Source organism: Mucilaginibacter litoreus (assembly GCF_042676805.1).
Classification (GTDB): Bacteria; Bacteroidota; Bacteroidia; order Sphingobacteriales; family Sphingobacteriaceae; genus Mucilaginibacter; species Mucilaginibacter litoreus.
Map to the genome: position 1 here is coordinate 15,374 of NZ_JBHTHZ010000014.1, position 22,210 is coordinate 37,583.

21 protein-coding genes are annotated in these 22,210 nt (G+C 43.4%); 14 read left to right on the forward strand and 7 right to left on the reverse strand.

From position 1 onward, the window contains the following. The first annotated feature begins 9 nt into the window (after positions 1–9). The 4 genes from ACFQZX_RS15715 to ACFQZX_RS15730 all read left to right on the forward strand — a co-directional run bounded on the left by ACFQZX_RS15715 (position 10) and on the right by ACFQZX_RS15730 (position 2,875). Positions 10–720 carry a peptidylprolyl isomerase gene (locus tag ACFQZX_RS15715; protein WP_377117117.1) on the forward strand — a complete coding sequence of 237 codons (711 nt, stop codon included), beginning with the start codon at positions 10–12 and terminating at the stop codon, positions 718–720. After that, the gene (locus tag ACFQZX_RS15720) at positions 702–1,175 is read left to right on the forward strand and encodes a GNAT family N-acetyltransferase (RefSeq protein WP_377117119.1); all 474 of its coding nucleotides are present in this window, start codon (positions 702–704) and stop codon (positions 1,173–1,175) included. The genes ACFQZX_RS15715 and ACFQZX_RS15720 overlap by 19 nt, the downstream gene beginning before the upstream one ends. A 2-nt stretch (positions 1,176–1,177) precedes the next feature. Beyond that, positions 1,178–1,945, forward strand: coding sequence for an exodeoxyribonuclease III (locus ACFQZX_RS15725; RefSeq protein WP_377117121.1), 768 nt, complete (start codon positions 1,178–1,180; stop codon positions 1,943–1,945). A 78-nt stretch (positions 1,946–2,023) separates the two neighbouring features. Beyond that, positions 2,024–2,875 carry a menaquinone biosynthesis family protein gene (locus ACFQZX_RS15730; protein WP_377117123.1) on the forward strand — a complete coding sequence of 284 codons (852 nt, stop codon included), beginning with the start codon at positions 2,024–2,026 and terminating at the stop codon, positions 2,873–2,875. Positions 2,876–3,161: 286 nt separating this feature from the next. Here the strand turns inward: ACFQZX_RS15730 and ACFQZX_RS15735 are convergent, their stop codons facing one another. Then, complete coding sequence (locus ACFQZX_RS15735) at positions 3,162–4,397, reverse strand: TlpA disulfide reductase family protein (protein WP_377117125.1); 1,236 nt, start codon at positions 4,395–4,397, stop codon at positions 3,162–3,164. Positions 4,398–4,454: 57 nt separating this feature from the next. Then, the gene (locus ACFQZX_RS15740; RefSeq protein ID WP_377117127.1) at positions 4,455–5,594 is read right to left on the reverse strand and encodes an acyl-CoA dehydrogenase; all 1,140 of its coding nucleotides are present in this window, start codon (positions 5,592–5,594) and stop codon (positions 4,455–4,457) included. 574 nt (positions 5,595–6,168) lie between these two features. On the opposite strand from ACFQZX_RS15740, the gene ACFQZX_RS15745 reads away from it, so the two are divergent. The 7 genes from ACFQZX_RS15745 (at position 6,169) to ACFQZX_RS15775 (ending at position 13,059) form a co-directional block, all read left to right on the forward strand. Next, entirely contained in the window at positions 6,169–8,223 is a 2,055-nt protein-coding gene (locus ACFQZX_RS15745) for a M13 family metallopeptidase (protein ID WP_377117129.1), read from the forward strand. 73 nt (positions 8,224–8,296) lie between these two features. Then, positions 8,297–8,902 carry a nicotinamide riboside transporter PnuC gene (gene pnuC / locus ACFQZX_RS15750; RefSeq protein ID WP_377117131.1) on the forward strand — a complete coding sequence of 202 codons (606 nt, stop codon included), beginning with the start codon at positions 8,297–8,299 and terminating at the stop codon, positions 8,900–8,902. Positions 8,903–8,967: 65 nt separating this feature from the next. Then, complete coding sequence (locus ACFQZX_RS15755) at positions 8,968–9,438, forward strand: AAA family ATPase (protein WP_377118603.1); 471 nt, start codon at positions 8,968–8,970, stop codon at positions 9,436–9,438. 310 nt (positions 9,439–9,748) lie between these two features. Beyond that, positions 9,749–10,309: an RNA polymerase sigma factor gene (locus tag ACFQZX_RS15760; protein ID WP_377117133.1), complete on the forward strand. Its 561-nt coding sequence runs from the start codon at positions 9,749–9,751 to the stop codon at positions 10,307–10,309. After that, positions 10,306–10,878: a hypothetical protein gene (locus ACFQZX_RS15765; RefSeq protein ID WP_377117135.1), complete on the forward strand. Its 573-nt coding sequence runs from the start codon at positions 10,306–10,308 to the stop codon at positions 10,876–10,878. The genes ACFQZX_RS15760 and ACFQZX_RS15765 overlap by 4 nt, the downstream gene beginning before the upstream one ends. Further along, a complete protein-coding gene (locus ACFQZX_RS15770; RefSeq protein WP_377117137.1) occupies positions 10,862–12,190 on the forward strand; it encodes a hypothetical protein in 1,329 nt (442 codons plus the stop codon). The genes ACFQZX_RS15765 and ACFQZX_RS15770 overlap by 17 nt, the downstream gene beginning before the upstream one ends. 83 nt (positions 12,191–12,273) lie before the next feature. Beyond that, entirely contained in the window at positions 12,274–13,059 is a 786-nt protein-coding gene (locus tag ACFQZX_RS15775; protein WP_377117139.1) for a TerC family protein, read from the forward strand. Positions 13,060–13,096: 37 nt separating this feature from the next. Here ACFQZX_RS15775 and ACFQZX_RS15780 read toward each other — a convergent pair whose 3' ends face one another. The 5 genes from ACFQZX_RS15780 to ACFQZX_RS15800 form a co-directional block, all read right to left on the reverse strand. Next, on the reverse strand, positions 13,097–15,361 hold the full coding sequence (locus ACFQZX_RS15780) for a Tex family protein (protein WP_377117141.1): 2,265 nt from the start codon (positions 15,359–15,361) through the stop codon (positions 13,097–13,099). A gap of 174 nt (positions 15,362–15,535) precedes the next feature. Next, positions 15,536–18,346, reverse strand: a complete 2,811-nt coding sequence (polA, locus tag ACFQZX_RS15785; protein WP_377117143.1) for a DNA polymerase I — start codon at positions 18,344–18,346, stop codon at positions 15,536–15,538. 151 nt (positions 18,347–18,497) lie between these two features. Then, entirely contained in the window at positions 18,498–19,049 is a 552-nt protein-coding gene (locus ACFQZX_RS15790) for a DNA-3-methyladenine glycosylase I (protein WP_377117145.1), read from the reverse strand. Beyond that, positions 19,042–19,626 (reverse strand): hypothetical protein, encoded by a 585-nt coding sequence (locus tag ACFQZX_RS15795; RefSeq protein WP_377117147.1) that lies wholly within the window; start codon positions 19,624–19,626, stop codon positions 19,042–19,044. The genes ACFQZX_RS15790 and ACFQZX_RS15795 overlap by 8 nt, the downstream gene beginning before the upstream one ends. A gap of 23 nt (positions 19,627–19,649) precedes the next feature. Beyond that, positions 19,650–19,994: a carboxymuconolactone decarboxylase family protein gene (locus ACFQZX_RS15800; protein WP_377117149.1), complete on the reverse strand. Its 345-nt coding sequence runs from the start codon at positions 19,992–19,994 to the stop codon at positions 19,650–19,652. 138 nt (positions 19,995–20,132) lie between these two features. Here ACFQZX_RS15800 and ACFQZX_RS15805 point away from each other — a divergent pair, with 138 nt between their 5' ends. From ACFQZX_RS15805 to ACFQZX_RS15815, 3 genes are all read left to right on the forward strand, one after another. Beyond that, a complete protein-coding gene (locus tag ACFQZX_RS15805) occupies positions 20,133–20,513 on the forward strand; it encodes a VOC family protein (RefSeq protein WP_377117151.1) in 381 nt (126 codons plus the stop codon). A gap of 62 nt (positions 20,514–20,575) precedes the next feature. Next, positions 20,576–21,835: a hypothetical protein gene (locus ACFQZX_RS15810; protein WP_377117153.1), complete on the forward strand. Its 1,260-nt coding sequence runs from the start codon at positions 20,576–20,578 to the stop codon at positions 21,833–21,835. A gap of 9 nt (positions 21,836–21,844) precedes the next feature. After that, on the forward strand, positions 21,845–22,210 hold the full coding sequence (locus tag ACFQZX_RS15815; protein WP_377117155.1) for a VOC family protein: 366 nt from the start codon (positions 21,845–21,847) through the stop codon (positions 22,208–22,210).

The following is a 22,210-nucleotide window of genomic DNA, read 5'->3' on the forward strand; positions in this document are numbered from 1 at the left end:
ATCACATATATGAAGAAACTTTTTACCCTTTTACTGCTTACGCTGGCTGTAAGCACCACTTTCGCCAAGCCACCAAAAAACCAGTATGTCCGCATCAGTACAACCTATGGCAGCGTTATCATCCGCTTGTATAACGAAACTCCGAAGCATCGTGATAACTTTATAAAACTCACCAAACAGGGTTTTTATAACGGCACCTTATTTCACCGCGTGATCCAGAACTTTATGATCCAGGGTGGCGATCCTGATTCGCGCGATACCAGCAAAAATAAGCCGGGCGCCGAACTGGGTAACGGAGATGTAAACTATACCGTTCCGGCCGAGTTTCGCGACAGCCTTTTTCATAAGCGCGGTGTTTTGGCGGCCGCCCGCGATGATAACCCAGCAAAGGCCTCAAGCGGTTGCCAGTTTTACATTGTAGAAGGCAGACGCTTTACTGCAGGCAAATTAGATACGCTGGAAAATACCCGGTTAAAGGGGCGGAAGATTCCTGCATGGCAGCGCGAAATTTACACATCTGTAGGCGGTGCACCGCACCTGGACCAGGGATATACCGTTTATGGGGAGGTAGTGAGCGGTATTGATATGGTTGACCGTATTGCCGCCGTTAAACGAGATGAGCGCGACCGCCCACTGCAGGATGTGCCCATGACTGTTGAATTGCTTAGCAAAAAAGAATGTAAACAATTGGATGAACTGTTATGGCCGAAGGCGAAATAGAACCGGCTACTTTAGATGATCTTGAAGAGATAACATTATTGTACCGGGATACTATCCTAATGGTTAATTCAAAGGATTACACAGCTGAGCAGACTGCTGCATGGTCAGGCAGGTATACTAATACTCTGGGTTGGACTGATAAAATCAATAGTCAACACTTTTTGTTGATGAGAGAGGATGGCCAGCTAACAGGTTTTTCATCGTTAACCAAAACCGGACATGTTGATATGCTATTTGTGCACAAAGATCATCAGGGCAAAGGCATCGCCAAACAATTACTTACAGAAATTGAGAAAGTCGCAATAGAAAAAGGCTTTCAAAACCTGACTACTAATGCCAGCAAAACCGCCCGCCCGGTATTTGAACATTTTGGCTTTACAGTAATTACAGAAGAAACAGTAGTTGTAGACGGTATAGCGTTGAATAACTATAGAATGAACAAGGCACTTAAATAATAATGAAAATAGTTACTTATAATGTTAACGGTATCCGCTCGGCCATCAATAAAAACTGGCTGGCCTGGCTGCAGGCTACCGATGCAGATGTAGTTTGCCTGCAGGAAATAAAGGCTACACCTGATGTGCTGACCGACCTTGGCCTGGTTGATGATATGGGCTACCGCCACTTTTGGTTCCCGGCAGAAAAGAAAGGATATAGTGGTACGGCCATTTTCACTAAACGCGTACCTAATCATGTGGAATATGGTTGCGGCATACCTGATTTCGACCGGGAAGGCCGTTGCATCCGGGTTGATTTTGATGAAGTATCCGTAATGAGTGTTTATTTTCCATCAGGATCGAGCGGCGATGAACGGCAGATATTTAAATTTCGTTTCCTTGACGAATTTGGCAAATACCTCACCTTGCTTAAATCAAGCATCCCTAACTTGGTGATTTGCGGCGATTACAACATCTGCCATCGCCCTATCGACATCCATAACCCAAAATCAAACGCTAATTCATCAGGTTTTTTGCCTGAGGAGCGTGAGTGGATGGAAAACTTTCTGGAGTCGGGCTTTGTTGATACTTTCCGCCATGTAAATAAGGAACCGCATAATTATACCTGGTGGAGTTTCCGGGCTAATTCACGCGCCAAGAATTTAGGCTGGCGTATCGATTACGCCATCGCCAGCAAAGAACTGGAGGATAACATCAAGCGCTGCGCCATACTTTCCGAAGCTAAACACTCCGACCATTGCCCGGTGTTGTTAGAACTGGAGTTTTAATTACATGCTAATGTAAAATGAAAAACAAAGGCTGGCATCTTTCATTAACAAAGCGTTGATTTGAGTTTTAATATTGCTATGAAACTAACCATCGGCTTTTCGCCATGCCCCAATGATACCTTTATATTTGATGCGCTTATCCACCACAAAATTGATACGGAGGGCTTAGAATTTGAGGTCTTTTACGATGATGTAGAAACCTTAAACCAAAAGGCTTTCCGTGGGGAGTTGGATATAACCAAACTCAGTTACCATGCCTTCGCTTACGCGGCAGATAAATATATTTTGCTTGATGCCGGCAGTGCTTTGGGCTTTGGTGTCGGCCCGCTTTTGATTTGTAAAGGCGATGCCGATGAGCTCCGGTCGCAACTTGAGGCCGGCAACCCGCAGCTTAAAATCGCTATTCCCGGCAAGTATACTACAGCCAACTTCCTGTTAGGACTTGCCTTTCCGGATGCTATTAATAAACAGGAACTGGTTTTTTCTGACATCGAGAACGCCGTATTGGATGGCCGTGCAGATGTAGGGCTTATCATCCACGAGAACCGCTTTACCTACCAGGATAAAGGCTTGCAAAAGATAATAGATCTGGGCGATTACTGGGAAAAACGCACTGGCTGCGCCATCCCGTTAGGTGGTATAGTGGCCAACCGCAACCTGTCTGCAGAAGTACAGCAAAAGATCAATCGCGTGCTGAAAAAGTCGGTGGAGTTTGCGTTTGCCAATCCTAAATCGGGCTTGGAATACATCCGCTCCCACGCGCAGGAAATGAGCGAAGAGGTAATGTACAAGCATATTGACCTTTACGTCAATAAATTTTCGGTTGATTTAGGTGAAGAAGGTAAAAAAGCAATTAAGCTGATGTTTGATACTGCGCTTGAAAAAGGCATTATACCGGCGATAGATAAGGACTTGTTTTTGAACGCGTAACTTTACGAGTGGCTTGTCCTGTGAGATTGCTTCATTATCGTTCGCAATGACATAAATATAAAATTGCGCCATTGCGAGGTACGAAGCAATCTCTTCAACAGTCCGTAGTAAAAATAAATGCGATTCATAGTGTTCACGAACACACAGGTGAACACCGTGAACACACATAAATCACTATGTATCAGATGTTTTAAAATACTGGTGACGCAACCATGTCAGCTACGCTGAAACAGCCGTAACCATCTATGACCGAAATACTTAAGTTAAATTACCCCGCTATCAAGTTTTACGACTTTTCTTTCAGCAGATCATCTGTCAGCTTTTCAAACTCGCTGATAAACTCGGTATAGTGCTCGCCGGTACCGGGGCCGCTGAAGCCTGTATGTATTTTACGCACATCACCCTTTTTATCGATGATAATAGTGGTAGGGAAACCTACAACTTTGGTTAGCGCCGGTAAACTTTTAGCGGTTTCCGCTTTATTGCTGGTATAGCCGGTTATCAGCAAAGGATAGGGTATGTTAAACCTGTTTTTAACTTGGGTAACCGCTTGCTTGGATTTGGCAAAGTCGGTAGTACGCTCATAAGCCAGCCCGATCACCTCAACGCCTTTAGGTTGATACTTTTTATAGTATTTTACCATGTAAGCGGTTTCGTCCATACAATTAGGGCACCACGAACCCATTATTTGAATAATAACTACTTTATTCTTAAAACGCGCGTCATCCAGTGATACCGGTTTGCCGTTAAGATCATTAAAGGTAAATTCTAACTTTTTATAGCCGGGCTTTAATGCCGTCAGCGAGTAGGCATCGGGCAGCCTGGCGTTTTCATTGCGCACAGCCGACCATACATCCTTACCCGTCAACCCCGAATAAAATTTGCCATCAGTCAGGGTATTATTATCGCTTATCCCGGCTGTAAATAAAAAAGCATGGCCACCGTCAAAGCATGAAAGGTAGAGGCTGTCGCCATTGATACTACCTTCCAGGAAACGGTAATCGCCGGTAGTAGTTAAAAACGTGCCGGTCACCTTTTGCCCCGCTTGCTTAAATTCACCAACGGTGGTGTCACGTTCGGCACCTTCACCAAATATAGCCGACCAGCGCCCCTGGACATTGTGGTTACCTTTTGCCGGAGATTTAAAAAAACGCCAGTTGGTGCCGGGTGTTGCAGTAAAATCCATCGGCACATCTTTTTCGCCAAGATGCTTTATAAATTGCCCGGTTAAAGTATTGCCGGTATGTTTTAGGTGAAACTCAGAGTCAAACAAAGGCATTTTTATAAATACCGAGTCGCCTTTAGCGTTTATATCCGTTACCTTAAAACGTTCAGTACTGTTAATTACATAAAGCTCCTGCTTGCCGGTAGCATTAACCACATCAAAGTTAAAAGGGATCTCCTGAGCAGATGCCGTTTTTAAAACGCCCCGCCAAACACCCGTTTGCAATTTGGTTTGCGCTAATGTTATGTGAGATAGCGCAGCAACCAGTACCGCGCTCAATATTGTCTTTCTTATCATTTTAAAAATAGTCGACTAATTTTATATACTTTTTCAAAAGTAACAAAAGCTGTGAAACTATTTCAATACTTCGCGCGAAATTACAATCCGTTGAATTTCTGACGTTCCTTCATATATCTGGGTGATCTTGGCGTCACGCATTAGGCGCTCTACATGATATTCCTTTACATAACCATAGCCGCCATGTATCTGCACAGCCTCTATGGTAGTACGCATAGCCGTTTCAGAAGCAAACAATTTTGCCATTGAAGCAGCTTGCGCATAAGGCAAGCCGTTATCTTTAAGCCATGCTGCACGATGGCAAAGTAAACGTGCCGCTTCTATCTCGGTAGCCATATCTGCAAGTTTAAACTGAATAGCCTGCAAGTCGGCCAATGGTTTGCCAAACGCATGGCGTTCCTTTGCATATTGCACCGAAAGTTCATAAGCACCGGCGGCAATGCCCAGGGCTTGCGAGGCTATCCCTATCCGGCCACCTTCAAGCGTGGCCATGGCAAACTTAAAACCAAACCCTTCCTCGCCAATGCGGTTCTCTTTGGGCACTTTAACATCGGTAAACATCAATGAGTGGGTGTCTGATCCGCGTATGCCCAGCTTGTTTTCTTTAGGCCCGATGGTAAAACCTTCCATCCCTTTTTCAACGATCAACGCGTTGATACCCCGATGTTTTTTATCTGGATCTGTTTGTGCCATTACTATGTAGGTAGATGCCGTGCTGCCATTGGTTATCCAGTTTTTGGTGCCATTAAGTAAATAGTGGTCGCCCATGTCTACAGCGGTAGTCCGCTGAGAAGTAGCGTCAGATCCGGCTTCAGGTTCACTCAGGCAAAAAGCGCCTATCACTTCGCCTGTTGCTAATGGTACCAGGTATTTTTGTTTCTGTTCTTCGCTGCCATATTTTTCCAATCCATAACAAACCAAAGAGTTATTTACAGATACCACAACCGATGCAGAGGCATCTATTTTGGATAACTCTTCCATTACCAGCGAATAAGAAATGGCATCCATGCCGCTGCCACCATATTGCGGTGACACCATCATGCCCATAAAGCCTAATTCGCCAAGTTTCTTTATTTGTTCCGCCGGAAACTTTTGATGTTCATCTCTTTCAATAACGCCGGGCTTAAGCTCATTTTGGGCAAAATCACGCGCCGCCTGGCGTATCATTATTTGTTCTTCAGATAATTCAAATTGCATAAAGTAAATATAAGTACTATGCGTGCATAGTAAAAATATTATAACAAAAAAAGAGAGCTCTTGTGAAGCTCCCTTTTCCCCTAATTAATTTAAACTATTGATTAAACCCAAAATAAAAGAACATGATCATCTCAACTTGGGCGCCTGAGAATTCTAATTAAGCCTGACACTCAAAGAATATTTTTCACAGGTAGATGAAATTTTTTCAAAGATGTATGCAGGACCGATTAAGGTTTAACAAAACGTAAGCCATAATTTATTTTAATAGTGATAGTGGCTTTAATAAAAAGGATGGCATATACCCCATTTTATTACCAGACTATTAACCCAAAATCAAAACTAATTGATATAAGGCTTGATAATGAATACCTTAAACCATATTTATAAGTTTAACCACCTTTTTAAAAACCGGCTAAAAACAACAATATTTTTGGGTTTATTTTTATAAGAATTTGTATAAGCCGTTACTTAAATACATTTTTATAAAAAAATTATAATATAAAGATGTATAAGAATAAATATTATTCTGTTTTTCCATACACTTCATGTACCGTATTTAATACAAATAAATAAAATGACTTCAATTTTGAACACATCGCGTGTCCTGGTATCGTTAGTAGTACTCAGCCAGCTTTTAGGCGCATGTAAAAATAGGGATAAAACTTATGCTGAGCATGACGTACTGATAGGGCATATTGACAAAAGTGTAAAGCCCGGCGACGATTTCTTTAAATATGCGAACGGCAAATGGCTAAAGGAAAATCCAATACCAGCGGCTTACTCTTACTGGGGTATTGGCAATGTAGTGAACGACGACCTGCGTGATAAACTGAAAAAAATAAATGAAGACGCCTTAAAGGCTAATGCTTCAAAAGGCAGCAACACACAAAAGATCGGTGATTTTTACTACACCGGCATGGATACCCTTAAAATAGAAAAGCAGGGTATTGAGCCATTAAAGCCCGAACTGGAAAAAATTGACGCTGTTAAGGATATAAATGGATTGATTGCCGAGTTTGCTCACCTGGAAACCATAGGAGTAAATACACCTATCGGCGCTTATGCCGGACAGGACGACAGGAACAGCGAAAAGATATTGCTGCAGCTTTATCAATCGGGCATTGGCATGCCTAACCGCGATTATTATTTTAATACTGATGAGCACAGTACGGCTATACGTAACGATTATCAGCAAAAGCACCTGCCAACAGTATTTAAACTGATCGGGCTATCGCCCGAGGCCGCACTTGCCGCTACCAAAAAAACTTATGCGCTCGAAAAATCTTTGGCAGACAGCTCGCGTAAACTGGAAGACCTGCGCGACCCTTATCGCAACTACAATAAAATGCCGGTTGAAAATTTAAGCAAACTTTCGCCGGGCATTGATTGGAAGGCGACTTTTGAGGCAATGGACTACAAAGGTGTAGACACAGTTATAGTAGGGCAGCCGGAATATTATCGTGCTGTAAGCAAGGCACTGACGGCTTATAGTATTGATGACTGGAAAAATTACCTGCGCAAGAACTTAGTTGAATCATACAGCGATAATCTGAGCAAACCTTTTGACGAAGAAAACTTTAGGTTTTATGGAACGGTTATCAGCGGCCGCAAGGCACAATTGCCGCGCTGGAAACGTGTGCTTGATACCGAGAGCGGCCTGATGGGCGAGGTTTTAGGGCAGATATTTGTAAAAGAATACTTCCCCGAAAAAACGAAGCAACGCTACGCAGACCTGGTTGAAGCCGTGCGCACATCGTTTAAAGAACACATAGAGAAACTGGATTGGATGAGCCAGCCAACCAAGGACCGCGCTTATGAAAAGCTGGCGAAAGTATATCCTAAGGTTGGTTTCCCCGACAAATGGAAGGATTTCTCGAGCCTGGAGATAGACCGCTCGTCGTACGCCAGCAATGTAATGAACGGTAACCGCTACTGGCATAAACGCAATGCCGACAAACTGGGTAAACCTGTTGACCGTACCGAATGGAGCATGACGCCGCAAACCTATAACGCTTATTACAACCCATCCAATAACGAGATTGTACTGCCGGCAGCCATGTTTATGATACCATGGGCTAAAGACGAAGATATTGACGATGCTGTTGTATACGGCTACGCAGCGGCATCAACCATAGGCCATGAAATTACGCACGGCTTTGACGATCAGGGGCGCCAGTTTGATGCAAAGGGTAACCTTAAACCATGGTGGCAGCCGCAGGACTCAGCAAAATTTGCCCAACGTGCGGATGTGCTGGTTAAGCAATTTAACAATTATACCGTTTATGGCCTGCACATTAACGGAAAAGCCACCCTTGGCGAAAATATTGCCGACCTTGGCGGGATCGTTATCGGGCTTGATGCTTTTAAGAAGACAGATCAGTATAAAGAAGGAAAAACCATTAACGGGCTTACCCCTTTACAGCGTTACTTTTTAGGTTACGCCCTGGGCTGGTTGGGGCAAAGCAGGAAAGAATCGCTATCCAGCCAGATACTCACCAATGAACACTCTCCGGATTTTCTGCGCGTGAACGGCCCATTCAGCGATGTGCCCGAATTTTACCAGGCATTCGGCATAAAAAAAGGCGATAAAATGTGGATAGATCCGGATAAGCGGGTGAAAATATGGTAACAAATAATTATTAAGTAATAGCACCTTAACGGGTGCTATTACTTTTTATAATAAGCTTATTATATTTACCCGCGTGCAGATAATAGACGGATTGCAAAACTGGTGGCAGCACCAAAACTGGCTGGAAGTAATTGCCGTTGTCACCGGCTTGTTATGCGTTTATCTTGCCGCAAAAAACAACATCTGGAACTGGCCATTCGCCATCATCAGCGTATCCCTTTACCTATTTATATTTTTTGAAGCCCGGCTGTTTGCCGATATGGGTTTACAGGTTTACTTTTTATGCATGAATATTTACGGCTGGTGGTATTGGAGCCGGGCATCTATGCAGGTAAAGGTACCGGTTAAGCAAATAACTTTGAAAGAGATCTGGTTATCAGCCGCTGCTATAACCGCATGCACATTCCTGCTGGGTACGGTATTAAAATACACCCCTGCATCTTTTCCCTACCTCGATAGCTTTTTAGCAGCCTGCAGCCTGGTTGCACAGGTATTCCTGGCGCGTAAGGTTTTGCAAAACTGGCTGATATGGGTATTTGTAGATGTAGTGTATGTTGGCGTTTACCTGGTTAAGGGCTTACACTTAACGGCAGCAATGTATGCTGTTTATGTTGTAATAGCCGCAATGGGTTACCTGGATTGGAAAAAGGAATATAAATTATCATCAATTAAAAATTAAAGATCTTGGCACCTGATATTATAAAAATAGCTGTAGTAGGCCCCGAGTCGACAGGCAAATCAACCATGTCGGCATTTTTAGCCAGGCATTACCATACCGTTTGGGTGCCCGAGTATGCCCGTGGGTATTGCGAAAAGCTTATAGCCCCGCCTACCTGGCAGGATGAAATCAATATGTTTTACGGGCAGCTGGACCTTGAAAAGGAACTGTTGCCACAAGCCAACAAGCTGCTTATTTGCGATACTACCTTTATTACCGTTAAAATATGGAGCGACCAGATATTCGGTCGTTCCCCGCAGGAAGTTATCGATGAGTTGCCAAAACATAAGTATGACCTTTACCTGTTACTGGATATAGACCTGCCCTGGCAGGACGACCCCTTGCGCGACTTCCCCAACCTGCGCGAACATTTTTTGGAAGTTTGGCACAAAGAACTGCAAGCACTTAACGCCAATTACAAAGTGATCTCCGGCACCGGGCCAGAGCGCTATGAGCGGGCCGTGGAGGCGATTGAGGAGTATTTGAAGGTTGTCTGAATCAGAATTTACAGAATTAAAGAATTTCATCAAATGTTTGAACTCGAATTTAAAGAATTAAAGAATTGCCTGAACTTTTAATTCCAACCGATTGTTCTCCACAAACTTTATCAATTAAATATCTGTCAATTATTTAAATTCAAGTTCAGACGATTCCGCAATTTTATCGGTTAAGATTCTGTTACTTCTTTAATTCTTTAAATTCGAGTTCAGACGACTCTGTAAATTTTGATTCAGACAACTTTTTTCCCACCTCTTGTGCAACGTTGTTAAATAGCCTGCGTCATTTAACCTGAAACCTGTCATAAAATTGGAAGCTGTATACGTAGACAAACATTACAATCTGGTACTGGAGTGTAAGCAGGGCAGTAAAAAAGCCTGCTACGAGCTTTACCGGCTATATGCTAAAGCCATGCTGAATGTGGCCTTCAGGATTGTAGGCAATATCGGCGAAGCTGAAGATGTGCTGCAGGAATCGTTTGTAGACGCTTTTGCCAAGCTCAAAGACTTCAGGCAGGAAACCACTTTTGGTTTATGGCTTAAACAGATTGTAGTTAACCGTTCTATCAACCTTTTGCGCAAAAGAAGATTAGAACTGGTGGAAATTGAAGACGGCCAACTGGATAATGTACCCGATGAAGAGCCATGGGATGATGAGGATGTACAATACCAGGTAGCCCAGATCAAAGAAGCCATGAAGGAACTACCTGAAGGCTACCGTGTGGTAATATCGCTATATTTAATAGAGGGATACGATCACGAAGAAATAGGACAAATATTGAACATAAGCGAAAACACATCAAGGACACAGTTTTTAAGAGCAAAAAGGAAACTAAGTGAAATTTTGAAAAAGAAAGGAATAAGGAAATGAGCAAGCGATTAGAAGATTTCATCAGCCGGAACCGCGAGGAGTTTGACGATTTAGAACCACGCGAAGATATCTGGAACAACATTTCAATGGAACTTGATGCCTGGGATAAACAGCAGGAACAGCAGCCAAAGAAACGTGAGGCCAAAACGTTCTCGCTGGGTTTTGTAATAAAAGTTGCCGCATCGGTAATCATTGTTATGGGTTTAGGGTTTGTGCTTTATCTTAAAAACCAGAAATCTAACAACGGCGTTGACCTGGCCGATATTAATCCGGCCTATGCCAAACAGCAAATGCACCTGGTATCGGTAATAGAAGAACAGAAGACTGAACTAAAGGAAATAGCCAAGTTTGACCCGCAGCTGTACCAGGAGTTTAACAGCGATATCATCAGGATGCAGTCTATTTACAAAAAGCTAAATACAGAGTTAGCAACCAGCCCTAACCAGGAACGTGTTTTAAGGGCCATGATCCGCAACCTGCAATTACAAACCGAAGTGCTTAATCAGCAATTGAGCGTGATACAGCAATTCAATCAAAGTAAAAACCAACAGAATGAAAAAGATATTTAACAAGGCCTTATTTACAGCAATGGTGCTGATGGCCTTTTGTGCGGCTGCCGCTGCACAGGTGGTGCCGCCAACACCTCCCTTACCTCCCAAAGGGTATAAGTACGATCAAACCTTTGATAAAGAAAAATTTAAGCAAAGCATGGCCGACCTGAAAGTAAAAATGGACGGCCTGAGCAAGCAAATGGCTAAGCTTTCTGTGGAGCAAAGCAAGCAGGTAGCGCTCAACATGAGAGATTTCAGTAAAAAGTTTAATGCCGAGTTTAAGGATTTTGGAAAAGACCTTAATAAAAACTTTTCGGGCAGCTTTTCAGATGTTATTCCTGAGGGGACATTTAATTCGGACTGCAGTATCAGCAACATGTCTGCCGATGAGTACAAAGAAAAATTAGCCAATGGAGAACTGACTGAACGTACAAAAACTTATAGCAAGAGCTATAGTGTGGATGGCAATGACGTTTTACAGATTAGCAACCGCTTTGGCAAAATAACAGTTAACACCTGGAACAAAAACGAATTCAGGGTAGATGTTACCATGAAGTTTTCTTCAGACAATGCCTCAATAGTGGATGAAATGTTTGATGGTACAAACATAATTGATAGTAAAAACGGATCAGTGGTATCTTTCAGAACCAGCACCTGGAGCAATAAGCACAAAGGCGGCGATACCCGCCAGCAAATGTCAATAGACTATAACGTTTATATGCCGGCCGGCAACGCGCTTGATATAGATAACAAATTTGGGCCGGTTACTTTGCCCAGCCTCAGCGGCAAGGCAACTCTAAGGGTACAATTTGGGGCTTTAACTGCGCAGCAGTTAACCAATGCGCAAAACGATGTAAGTATTAAATTCTCGCAGGATAACCCATCAACCATTGCTTTTTTTAATGGAGCGAGGCTAAAGGTGGAGTTCAGTAAATTTAAGGCAGGCACTATTGATAACGGCGTTGCATCCTTCAGTTTTTCTGATGTAAGCATTGATAAACTAAAGAGCTCTGCAGATATCAGCATAAAGTTTGGCGATGGTTTAAGCATAGGTAATATCGATAAATCGGTAAAAAGTGTGAATATCAATGCTTCTAATACCCGCGTTGATCTGGACTTCAATGAGTCGCTTAATTTCAACTTCGATGTAACTACAAGGCTTGGCAGCTTCAATTACAACGATGATAAGGTTAAAGTAATTACCAGGTCGCCGTCTGATGATGAACGCGGTTTTTCTCAAACCAAGAATTACAAGGGCTATGTTGGCCGCAATAACAGTGGCCCTAATGTAGTAGTGAACGCCCGTTTTGCAGAGATAAAGATCAAATAACCGGCTTCAAATAAAGCTAATTGTAAAACCCTTGCTACAACGGCAGGGGTTTTGCTATTTTAGCCCTAAACTTTACATCTTCAATGGAAATATTTACCGACCCGGAAGCGTGGATATCCCTAATAACGCTTACTTTTTTAGAGATTGTTTTAGGGATTGATAATGTGATATTTATATCCATTTTATCAGACAAATTACCTAAAGATCAACAAAATAAGGGTAGAAAGCTTGGGCTGGCTATGGCCATGATTACCCGGATATTATTATTGCTTGCCATTAGCTGGGTAATGAAGCTTACAACCCCACTGTTCAACCTTGCTGGTATCGTAGGCGCGACAGACCCTGAATGGGTTGAAAAACTGGCCATATCCGGCCGGGACCTGATACTTCTCATTGGAGGATTATTTCTGATATATAAAAGTACCGCAGAGATACACCATAAAATTGAGGGGGATGAAGAAGGCGATGAAAATGTTAAGCCACACTCCTTCTGGGCTACCATCTTCCAGATCATGCTGCTGGATATCGTTTTTTCGCTCGACTCGGTAATTACCGCTGTGGGTATGGCACAGCATGTAGAGATCATGATAGCGGCCGTAGTTATAGCCGTAGGCATTATGGTGTGGGCATCTGCCGGTGTAGCCAGCTTTGTGAACAAACACCCGACGGTAAAAATGCTGGCCCTCTCCTTCCTGCTGCTTATCGGCGTATCTTTATTAGCCGAAGCGTTGGAACAGCATATCCCTAAAGGCTACATATATTTTGCCATGGCATTCTCTGTACTGGTTGAAATGCTGAACCTGAAAATGCGGGCAAAACGGCAAAAAACGGAGGGCACCAACCTTAAAGAGCCGGTTGTAAAGAAATAAAATAGAAAAGGGCCACGTACAGTGGCCCTTTTCCATTTTATTTAAACTTACTCTTCAATGCGGCTAATTTAAGCGCCATATCTGTTTCAGGCTCCTGCCTTGAGGGTTGCCGCTGATTAGATGGTTTATTTCCCGGCCGATCATTACGCGGGCGATTGGCGGCCGGTTCGCGCTTCTCATTATCCTTCATGCTGAGCGAGATACGTTTGCGGTTCACATCAACCTCGGTAACAGTCACCTCAACCTTCTGATGTACCTTAAGCACCTCGTTAGCATCTTTAATAAAGCGGTTGGTTATCTGGCTTAAGTGTACCAGGCCATCCTGATGAACGCCGATGTCTACAAATGCGCCAAAGTTGGTAATGTTGGTTACAATACCCGGCAGTTTCATGCCCACTTTAAGGTCGGTAATCTCATTAACGCCCTCGGTAAAGCTAAATGCTTCAAACTGTTCACGCGGGTCGCGGCCGGGCTTTGCCAGCTCGGCTATGATATCGTTAAGCGTTGGCAATCCAACGGTATCAGAAATATACTTCTGTAAGGGGATAGAGCTACGCAGCTTCTGGTCGCGCATCAGGTCGCGTACACTGCATTTCAGATCGGCCGCCATTTGCTCCACTAAAGCATAGCGTTCGGGGTGTACAGCGCTTTCATCAAGCGGATTTTCTGACCCGCGGATACGTAAAAAGCCTGCGGCCTGCTCAAACGCCTTGTCTCCCAGGCGGGCCACTTTTTTTAACTGGTCGCGTCTTTTAAACGCACCGTTCTGGTTGCGGTAATCAACAATGTTCTGGGCCAACTGCGGACCAAGGCCTGATATGTAAGCCAATATTTGTTTCGATGCCGTGTTCAACTCAACCCCAACCGCGTTTACGCAACTGATAACCGTGTCATCCAGCGAGGCTTGCAATTTGTTCTGATCCACATCATGCTGGTACTGGCCAACGCCTATTGATTTTGGGTCGATCTTAACCAGCTCCGCAAGCGGGTCCATCAAGCGGCGGCCGATAGATACTGCCCCGCGTACGGTAACATCCTGATCCGGAAACTCCTCGCGGGCTACATCTGAAGCCGAGTAGATAGAAGCGCCACTTTCATTCACCATTACAATGGTAGCCCCAGGCAGATTAAGTTTACGAACAAACACCTCTGTTTCGCGACCGGCAGTGCCGTTGCCAATGGCTATGGCCTCAATATTATATTTTTGAAATAAGTGCTCAACTGTTTTTTCCGCTTCGCGGGCCTGTCCTGCGCCGGTATGCGGGAATATTGCTGTATACTCCAGCAGCTTGCCCTGTTCATCTAAACAGACCACCTTACATCCTGTACGGAAACCCGGGTCGATAGCCATCATGCGCTTTTGGCCAAGCGGAGCGCTCAGTAAAAGCTGGCGGGCGTTCTCTGCAAATACCCGGATCGCCTCTTCATCCGCGTTCTTTTTGGTAAGCAGGCGTATCTCCGTTTCCATAGATGGTTTTAGCAGCCGCTTATAGCCATCTGCAATTGCTAACTTAACCTGTGTTGCAGCCTGGTTATTGGCGCTTACTAATTCACGTTCTAACAGGTCGATCGCATCTTCTTCGGCAGGCTTGATATCCAACCAAAGGATCTCCTCCTTTTCGCCGCGGCGCATGGCCAGCACGCGGTGAGAGGGTGCGGTTTTAACAGGTTCCGTCCAATCGAAATAATCTTTGTACTTAATCCCCTCTTCTTCTTTACCGGGAATAACTTTCGATTCAAAAACACCTTTCTCTGTAAACAAATTACGCATCAAGGCACGTGTTTCGGCGTTTTCGCTGATGTATTCCGCGATAATATCACGTGCACCGGCCAAAGCTTCGGCACTGTCTTTTACGCCTTTTTCTTGGTCGATATATTTAGCGGCTTCGTCCTCAACATCAAAAGTTTTTTGGGCGAGTATGGCATCGGCCAATGGCTGTAAACCTTTTTCGCGGGCCGCGGTTGCGCGGGTTTTGCGTTTAGGGCGGTATGGCAAATAAATATCCTCTAAAGCTACCATGGTTTCAGCCAGGTTGATTTGCTGCTGCAACTCGTCAGTAAGTTTGCCTAAATCGCTAAGTGATTTCAATATGGCCTCGCGGCGTTTATCCAGGTCGCGCAGTTGCTGTACCCGATCGCGGATGGCGGCCACCTGCACCTCATCTAAACTGCCGGTAAGCTCTTTACGGTAACGTGATATGAACGGAACGGTTGCGCCTTCATCAAGCAAGGCAATTGTTGCCGCCACCTGTTTGCTGCCAACGGCAAGTTCCTGTGCTATTTTAATATTGTATGATTCCATTGTTTTGTTGTTGCACCGATGATTAATGCTCCTTTTACTTAATTGCATTTGAAATACCGGACTGCGAAGTTGAGGGTAATAAGTAAAAAAAGCAATTGAAAAATGAAGGCAGAGTCCCATATCAATAATGACGGCTCTGCCTTAGCAAGTTATTTTAATAACAATAGTGAATAATTAATGCGCCTCCAGCCAGTTAGCGCCAGTACCTATCTCAACCATTATAGGCACTTCGGTTTTAATGGCGTTCTTCATATTCTCTACAATAATGGGCTTTACTATTTCCAGTTCTTCCTTTACTACGTCAAACACCAACTCGTCATGCACCTGCATGGTCATTTTTGAGGCCATTTTTTTTGCTTTAAACTCCCGGTGGATGTTGATCATGGCTATCTTGATCATATCCGCGGCGGAGCCTTGTATAGGCGCGTTAATGGCATTTCGCTCAGCAAAACCGCGTACGGTTGCGTTGGCCGAATTGATATCGCGCAGGTAGCGGCGGCGGCCCATTAAGGTATACACGTAGCCATTCTCGCGTGCAAAGTTCATGGTATCGCTCATATACTGTTTAATACCCGGGTATTGGGCAAAGTATTGTTCAATGATCTCGGCTGCTTCCTTGCGGGGGATGCCCAGGTTTTGTGATAAACCAAAAGCCGACTGCCCATAAATAATACCAAAGTTTACCGCTTTGGCGTTACGGCGCTGGGTGCTGTCCACGGCGTCCAGCTCAACACCGTAAACTTTTGCTGCGGTTGCGGTATGGATATCTACATTATCTGTAAATGCCTGGCACATATTAGGATCCTTGCTTATTTCGGCAATGATGCGTAATTCAATTTGTGAGTAGTCGGCAGATACGATGATATGATTTTCATCCCTCGGAATAAATGCTTTACGCACTTCCCTGCCCCGCTCGGTACGGATGGGGATGTTTTGCAGATTAGGGTTGTTAGAGCTTAAGCGCCCGGTTGCTGCAACTGCCTGATTGTACGAAGTGTGTACCCTGCCTGTTTTGGCATTCACCATTGTTGGCAGCGCATCAACGTAAGTAGATTTCAACTTTTGCAGCTGACGGAAATCGAGGATGTCCCTTACAATATCGCTTTTAGCAGCTAAAGACAGCAGCACATCCTCGCCCGTTTGATACTGGCCAGTCTTGGTTTTTTTCGCTTTTGGGTCAAGCATTAGTTTTTCAAACAGCACCTCGCCCAGTTGCTTTGGTGATGCGATATTGAAGCGCACGCCTGCTTTTTCATACACCGTTTTCTCCAGTTTGGCTATATCGGTTTCCAGTTCCTTTGAAAACTCACGCAGTGTATTATCATCAATCTTCACGCCTTCGTGCTCAATATCCGCCAAAACATAAATCAGCGGGTTTTCTATTTCATGCAGCAATTTTTCGGCTTCCACCTCTTTTATCTTTGGCTCGAATACTGTGCGCAATTGTAAAGTAACATCAGCATCTTCGGCAGCGTAATCTTTTATTTTCTCAATCTCTACATCGCGCATGTTGCCCTGGTTTTTTCCTTTGGGGCCAATCAGCTCGGTGATGGAAACCGGTTTATAGTTCAGATAGTTTTCTGAGAGGATATCCATGTTGTGGCGGGTATCCGGGTCGATAACATAATGCGCCATCATGGTATCAAAAAGGTCACCTTTCATTTCAATATCATACCATTTCAGCATCAGGATATCAAATTTGAGGTTCTGCCCTGTCTTGGTGATACTTTCATCCTCAAAAACCGGCTTAAACTCAGCTACAATGCTTTTAGCCTCAGCTTCATTAGCGGGCACCGGCACATACCAGCCCTGGTGGTGTTTTACCGCGAATGACAAGCCTACCAGTTCGCAAAAGTTAGCATCTGTACCGGTAGTTTCGGTATCAAAGCAAATGTTCTTTTGCGCTTTAAGTACATTGATCAGTTCGGCGCGTTTTTCAAAACTATCGGCAAGGATATAATCATGCTCAACGGTGTTGATGTTTTTAACTTCAACCGGGGTAGGCGGCTCATAAAGGTCCTGTACCTCAACTTCCAGCGTTGTGCGGCCATCGGCAACAGGGTTACCAAACAAGTCGGTTTGTACAGATACGGCGCGGGTTTCGGTAATGCTGAAGTCGTCGCCAAATACACGCCGCCCTAAGGTCCTGAACTCCAGTTCAGCAAAAAGCGGCTCTAACAGGTCCTTGCTTGGCGCGCACATCTCCAACCCGGCTTCGTCCAGCTCTACCGGTGCGTTAAGCATAATGGTGGCCAGTTTTTTGGATAGCAAACCCTGCTCGGCATACTTTTCAACGTTCTCTTTAAGCTTGCCCTTTAACTCATGGCTGTTGGCAATGATATTTTCTACAGAGCCGTATTGTTTGATGAGTGCCTTAGCAGTTTTTTCGCCAATGCCGGGAATGCCCGGAATATTATCTACCGCATCGCCCCAAAGGCCAAGTATATCTATCACCTGTTCTACACGCTCAACCTCCCACTTTTTACAAACCTCCTCAACGCCCAGTATCTCCATATCGTTACCCATACGGGCAGGTTTGTAAATTTTGATGTTTTCTGACACGAGCTGTGCAAAATCCTTATCTGGTGTCATACAATACACCTGGTATCCTTTGGCCTCTGCTTTTTTTGCCAGGGTGCCTATAATGTCATCTGCCTCATATCCGTCTGAAGTAATCAACGGGATGTTAAAGCCAAGCACTACTTTAAATATATAAGGCAGGGCTTTTGACAGATCCTCGGGCATGGCCTCGCGATGGGCTTTGTAATGCTCATAATCGGTATGGCGCTCGGTGGGTGCATCGGTATCAAACACCACCGCCATATGGGTTGGCTTTTCCTTTCTTAATACATCAAGCAGCGTATTAGTAAAACCCATAACCGCAGAGGTATTTAAACCGCCCGATGTAAAACGCGGACTTTTACTTAAAGCAAAATGAGCCCGGTATATCAGGGCCATACCATCTAAAAGGAATAGCTTTTTCATAAATAATAAAAGATTGCACCGATGCAATTAGTAATTACAGCGGCCACTCAAAAGTACAATTTCGTGATGTTAATATCGAACGCTGAACTCCGAATGTTGAATGATGAGACACTTCATCATTCTAAAATTGATGTTTATTATTCGATATTATTTATCTAAACGAACACTCAGGTATATGGTCATTCACCATGCCGGTAGCCTGCATGTGCGCATAACAAATGGTTGTTCCGAAAAATTTAAATCCGCGCTTTTTCATATCCTTGCTTATCGCATCGGACTCCGGGGTGCTTACCTGCGGGCCGTTATAGGTTGTGATGGGCTTACCATCAGGCATAAAGCTGTACAGATAGTTGTTAAACGAACCAAATTCCTTCTGTACCTCTATAAACAGCTGTGCATTGCGTATGGCAGCATCAATTTTCAACCTGTTGCGGATAATGCCTACATCGTTCAGCAAGCGCTCCTTATCCCTATAATCAAAGGCGGCCACTTTTTGTACATCAAAATCAGCAAAAGCCTTGCGGTAATTTTCCCGCCGGCGAAGGATCGTGATCCAGCTCAGGCCAGCCTGTGCTGCCTCAAGCGTTAAAAACTCAAAAAGCACTTTATCATCATGCGTGGTTTTACCCCATTCTTTATCATGATATTCCATATAAAGCGGGTCGGTACCGCACCAGGAGCAGCGGGTTAAGTTGTTAGTCATTATCTGTAAATTTTGTAGCGATAATAAAGGATATTCTGTTTATTTTTTGATTACGCAACGCCGTCATAATTCTTTTGATCTCAGGATAAAGCGTAGTTTTATCAGCTTTAATTGCAAATTGCATTCTTCTTTCAAAATTTCTATGATACTCTCTGTCTGCAAAATGTATCCAATCGGCCAACTCGTTGTTTGAAATATTTATTCCCTTATTATTATTGGTTAAGTTTTCACTGCCGAAATCTGCGAGGGACATACCGATAAATCGAATGCCTTGAAACTGATTGATTTGTCCGGGCGTAAAAGTAATATGATGTTTGCTCCCAAGTTTTAAAAGCACGTTCCTACGAATAGCAGGAGGAATTGTCAAGAAAATCTTTCCTTGCCCTATAGTTATGATGGCATCACCAATAGGACTTAAAGTACACTCATACCCAGATGTTTCAGGAAGGTTTATTGTTACAGGGTCTTGTAACTCAAATCTTGCCATGCTCAAGTAAAGCAACAATAATATAAAGGCTACTGAGCAAACAGCAGCCAGATCAATCGGCACATACATATTGGCATTAGGCTTACGCATACTATAAGATGTTATACAAACTTTCACAATCCATTCAGCTCATCCCAATACTCCACCGCCCGGCGATAATGAGGGATAACTATCGAGCCGCCAACCAGGTTGGCGATCATGAATACCTCGTTCATTTCATCATGGTTTACCCCGGCCTCATGGCATTTGCCGAGATGGTATTTAATACAGTCGTCGCAGCGCAGTACCATTGATGCTACAAGGCCAAGCATTTCTTTGGTTTTCACATCAAGGGCGCCTTCAGCATATGTGGTAGTATCCAGCGCAAAAAAGCGTTTAATATTGGTGTTGGCAGTTTCCATAATCCTATCGTTCATTTTAGTACGATAGGCTTCAAAATCGTTTATTAATTGTCCCATAGGCTTATCATGATTGAGTTAGTGAATTATTGTTGAATCACACAACCAGTAACACTAAATTATGGGATTAAAGGTATAAATGTTTTGTTTTGATGCAGGCGGATAAATCATAAATTTACCACATCATTAGCAATCACTATGGAAAGTTTATCACCAAATATCTTTGTCAGCGACATGGATGCAACTATCGGGTTTTATAAAATCTTAGGTTTTGAAACCGTAACAACAGTACCCGAGGATGGCAGCAACCTGGTATGGGCAATGATGACCAACAACGCTGTAACCATTATGTTCCAGACAATGGAAAGCCTGGGTGACGACTTACCTGCAATCAGCCGTACTGACGGCGGCTCTTTGTTATTATATATCAGTCTTAAAAATATCCACGATTATTTTGACAAGATAAAAGATCAGGTGACTGTGTTGAAAGGTTTAGAAACTACCTTTTACGGGGCGACAGAGTTTTCTATACTTGATAATAACAATTACGTTATAACCTTTGCAGAGCACGGGTCGTAATATTTGCATAGCAATGGTTTAGTGTCCGGAAAAAACTATCTTCGCGGCACTAAACTTTATACATGAAATATTTTTACTGCACACTGCTTATCACTTTATTTACCTGCCACTTAGCTACCGCTCAAAGCAATTTTAAACAGGGTTATATTTTAGATGCAAAAAACGACACCATAAAAGGGTATATTGACTACCGGGAATGGAACAAAAATCCTAAACAGATATCTTTTAAGCCTACACTTGACCAAGCTGCCAAAACATATACTGTTAACACAGCAAACGGATTTGGAATCACGGGTATTGAGTATTATGATAGAGCTGTCGTTAGTGTTAGTACCAGCCCTATAACTTTATCTCGCTTGCCAGCAAGCGTTGATACTTCGGCAATTATCGATACTGTTTTTTTGAGGGTGCGCGTAAATGGGAGTAAATTAACCTTATATGAGCTGGAAACGTTTGAAAAGGTAATTTTTTATATTGGTGAAAAACAAAAAGCAACAATTACTCCATTAAAGCAATATTTGTTTTTGAACGAAGAAAACCGAATGATTGTTAACTCAAACAAATATATCCCCCAGTTGCTAAATTTGGCCGCTATCTATCAGCCAAATGATGCAAAACTTAAACAATTAATTGCAAATGCTAATTATAATATCAGGTATCTAAGTCCAATTATAATCAGGTTAAATGGTGATGCTTGGGATACACAGACGGTTGTTGACAATACCAGCGTAAGGTATTTTGTTGGCGCAGGGGTCACTAATGCCCGTCTTAAATTTAGCGGCGATAATGCTCCGTTCTCTAACGGAAAAACAGCAACCTCATTATCGCCAATGTTATCTGCCGGAATTGATTATTTATTTAATAAACGAACAGAAAAGACGGTGCTTAGATTAGAGGCGGCTTTAACGCTAAGTTCATTCAACCTTAGTGAAGGCCGGGTATTGAACAGTTTTAATCAAAATATCGTTATAAGAAGCCTTAAGTTTAAGCAAACTCTTGTATCACTTACCCCGCAAATGCTTTATAATTTTTATTCAACAGATAGGTTTAAAATATATGTTGATGTGGGTGTAAATATGAATTTCAGTTCATTTAACAATCAGCACTATCAAAGTAATTACGCAGACGGATCTTCCAGGACTGAAAACAATTTAGATTTTGAAAGCTTCTATATCACCATTCCGATAAAAGCAGGTGTTCAGATGGGTAAAAATTTCCAGATCTATGGAGGCTACATACTTCCAACAGCTATCACTAATTACACGCTTTGGAGCGCCGAAATCCCTGGAATACAAGCTGGTTTAGTTTACTTATTTCAATAACGATGTACTATGATCACGTTTAAACGCCTGGATCATTTCCATGTTTGCGTTGCGCCTGAACGGCTTGAAGAGGCAAAGCTATTTTATACCGACGTATTAGGTTTAAAGCTTATCGACAGGCCCGATCATTTGTTTTCCTCAGCAGGATACTGGTTTGATATTGGCGATGTACAGCTGCACATTGGGGTTGAAGACGCTTTGCCCCGATCTATCCGCCACACCGCCCTTGAAGTAACAGATGTTGATGCGGCACGCCGTCATCTTGAAAAGGCAGGTGTTGAAATAGTTGAAGAGCCCGTTATTCCGGGCCGTCGCCGGTTTGCATTTATAGATCCGTTTGGCAACCGCATGGAGTTACTGCAGATTAACAGATAA

Excerpts from the sequence above, each read along its gene's own strand:
- ACFQZX_RS15735 (WP_377117125.1), bottom strand. The coding sequence starts at position 4,397 with ATGATAAGAAAGACAATATTGAGCGCGGTACTGGTTGCTGCGCTATCT.
- ACFQZX_RS15815 (WP_377117155.1), top strand. The coding sequence starts at position 21,845 with ATGATCACGTTTAAACGCCTGGATCATTTCCATGTTTGCGTTGCGCCT.
- ACFQZX_RS15725 (WP_377117121.1), top strand. The coding sequence starts at position 1,178 with ATGAAAATAGTTACTTATAATGTTAACGGTATCCGCTCGGCCATCAAT.
- ACFQZX_RS15790 (WP_377117145.1), bottom strand. The coding sequence starts at position 19,049 with ATGACTAACAACTTAACCCGCTGCTCCTGGTGCGGTACCGACCCGCTT.
- ACFQZX_RS15800 (WP_377117149.1), bottom strand. The coding sequence starts at position 19,994 with ATGGGACAATTAATAAACGATTTTGAAGCCTATCGTACTAAAATGAAC.
- ACFQZX_RS15755 (WP_377118603.1), top strand. The coding sequence starts at position 8,968 with ATGTCGGCATTTTTAGCCAGGCATTACCATACCGTTTGGGTGCCCGAG.
- ACFQZX_RS15770 (WP_377117137.1), top strand. The coding sequence starts at position 10,862 with ATGAAAAAGATATTTAACAAGGCCTTATTTACAGCAATGGTGCTGATG.
- ACFQZX_RS15810 (WP_377117153.1), top strand. The coding sequence starts at position 20,576 with ATGAAATATTTTTACTGCACACTGCTTATCACTTTATTTACCTGCCAC.
- ACFQZX_RS15805 (WP_377117151.1), top strand. The coding sequence starts at position 20,133 with ATGGAAAGTTTATCACCAAATATCTTTGTCAGCGACATGGATGCAACT.
- ACFQZX_RS15795 (WP_377117147.1), bottom strand. The coding sequence starts at position 19,626 with ATGCGTAAGCCTAATGCCAATATGTATGTGCCGATTGATCTGGCTGCT.
- polA (WP_377117143.1), bottom strand. The coding sequence starts at position 18,346 with ATGAAAAAGCTATTCCTTTTAGATGGTATGGCCCTGATATACCGGGCT.
- ACFQZX_RS15740 (WP_377117127.1), bottom strand. The coding sequence starts at position 5,594 with ATGCAATTTGAATTATCTGAAGAACAAATAATGATACGCCAGGCGGCG.
- ACFQZX_RS15780 (WP_377117141.1), bottom strand. The coding sequence starts at position 15,361 with ATGGAATCATACAATATTAAAATAGCACAGGAACTTGCCGTTGGCAGC.
- ACFQZX_RS15715 (WP_377117117.1), top strand. The coding sequence starts at position 10 with ATGAAGAAACTTTTTACCCTTTTACTGCTTACGCTGGCTGTAAGCACC.
- ACFQZX_RS15730 (WP_377117123.1), top strand. The coding sequence starts at position 2,024 with ATGAAACTAACCATCGGCTTTTCGCCATGCCCCAATGATACCTTTATA.
- ACFQZX_RS15745 (WP_377117129.1), top strand. The coding sequence starts at position 6,169 with ATGACTTCAATTTTGAACACATCGCGTGTCCTGGTATCGTTAGTAGTA.
- ACFQZX_RS15720 (WP_377117119.1), top strand. The coding sequence starts at position 702 with ATGGCCGAAGGCGAAATAGAACCGGCTACTTTAGATGATCTTGAAGAG.
- ACFQZX_RS15775 (WP_377117139.1), top strand. The coding sequence starts at position 12,274 with ATGGAAATATTTACCGACCCGGAAGCGTGGATATCCCTAATAACGCTT.
- ACFQZX_RS15765 (WP_377117135.1), top strand. The coding sequence starts at position 10,306 with ATGAGCAAGCGATTAGAAGATTTCATCAGCCGGAACCGCGAGGAGTTT.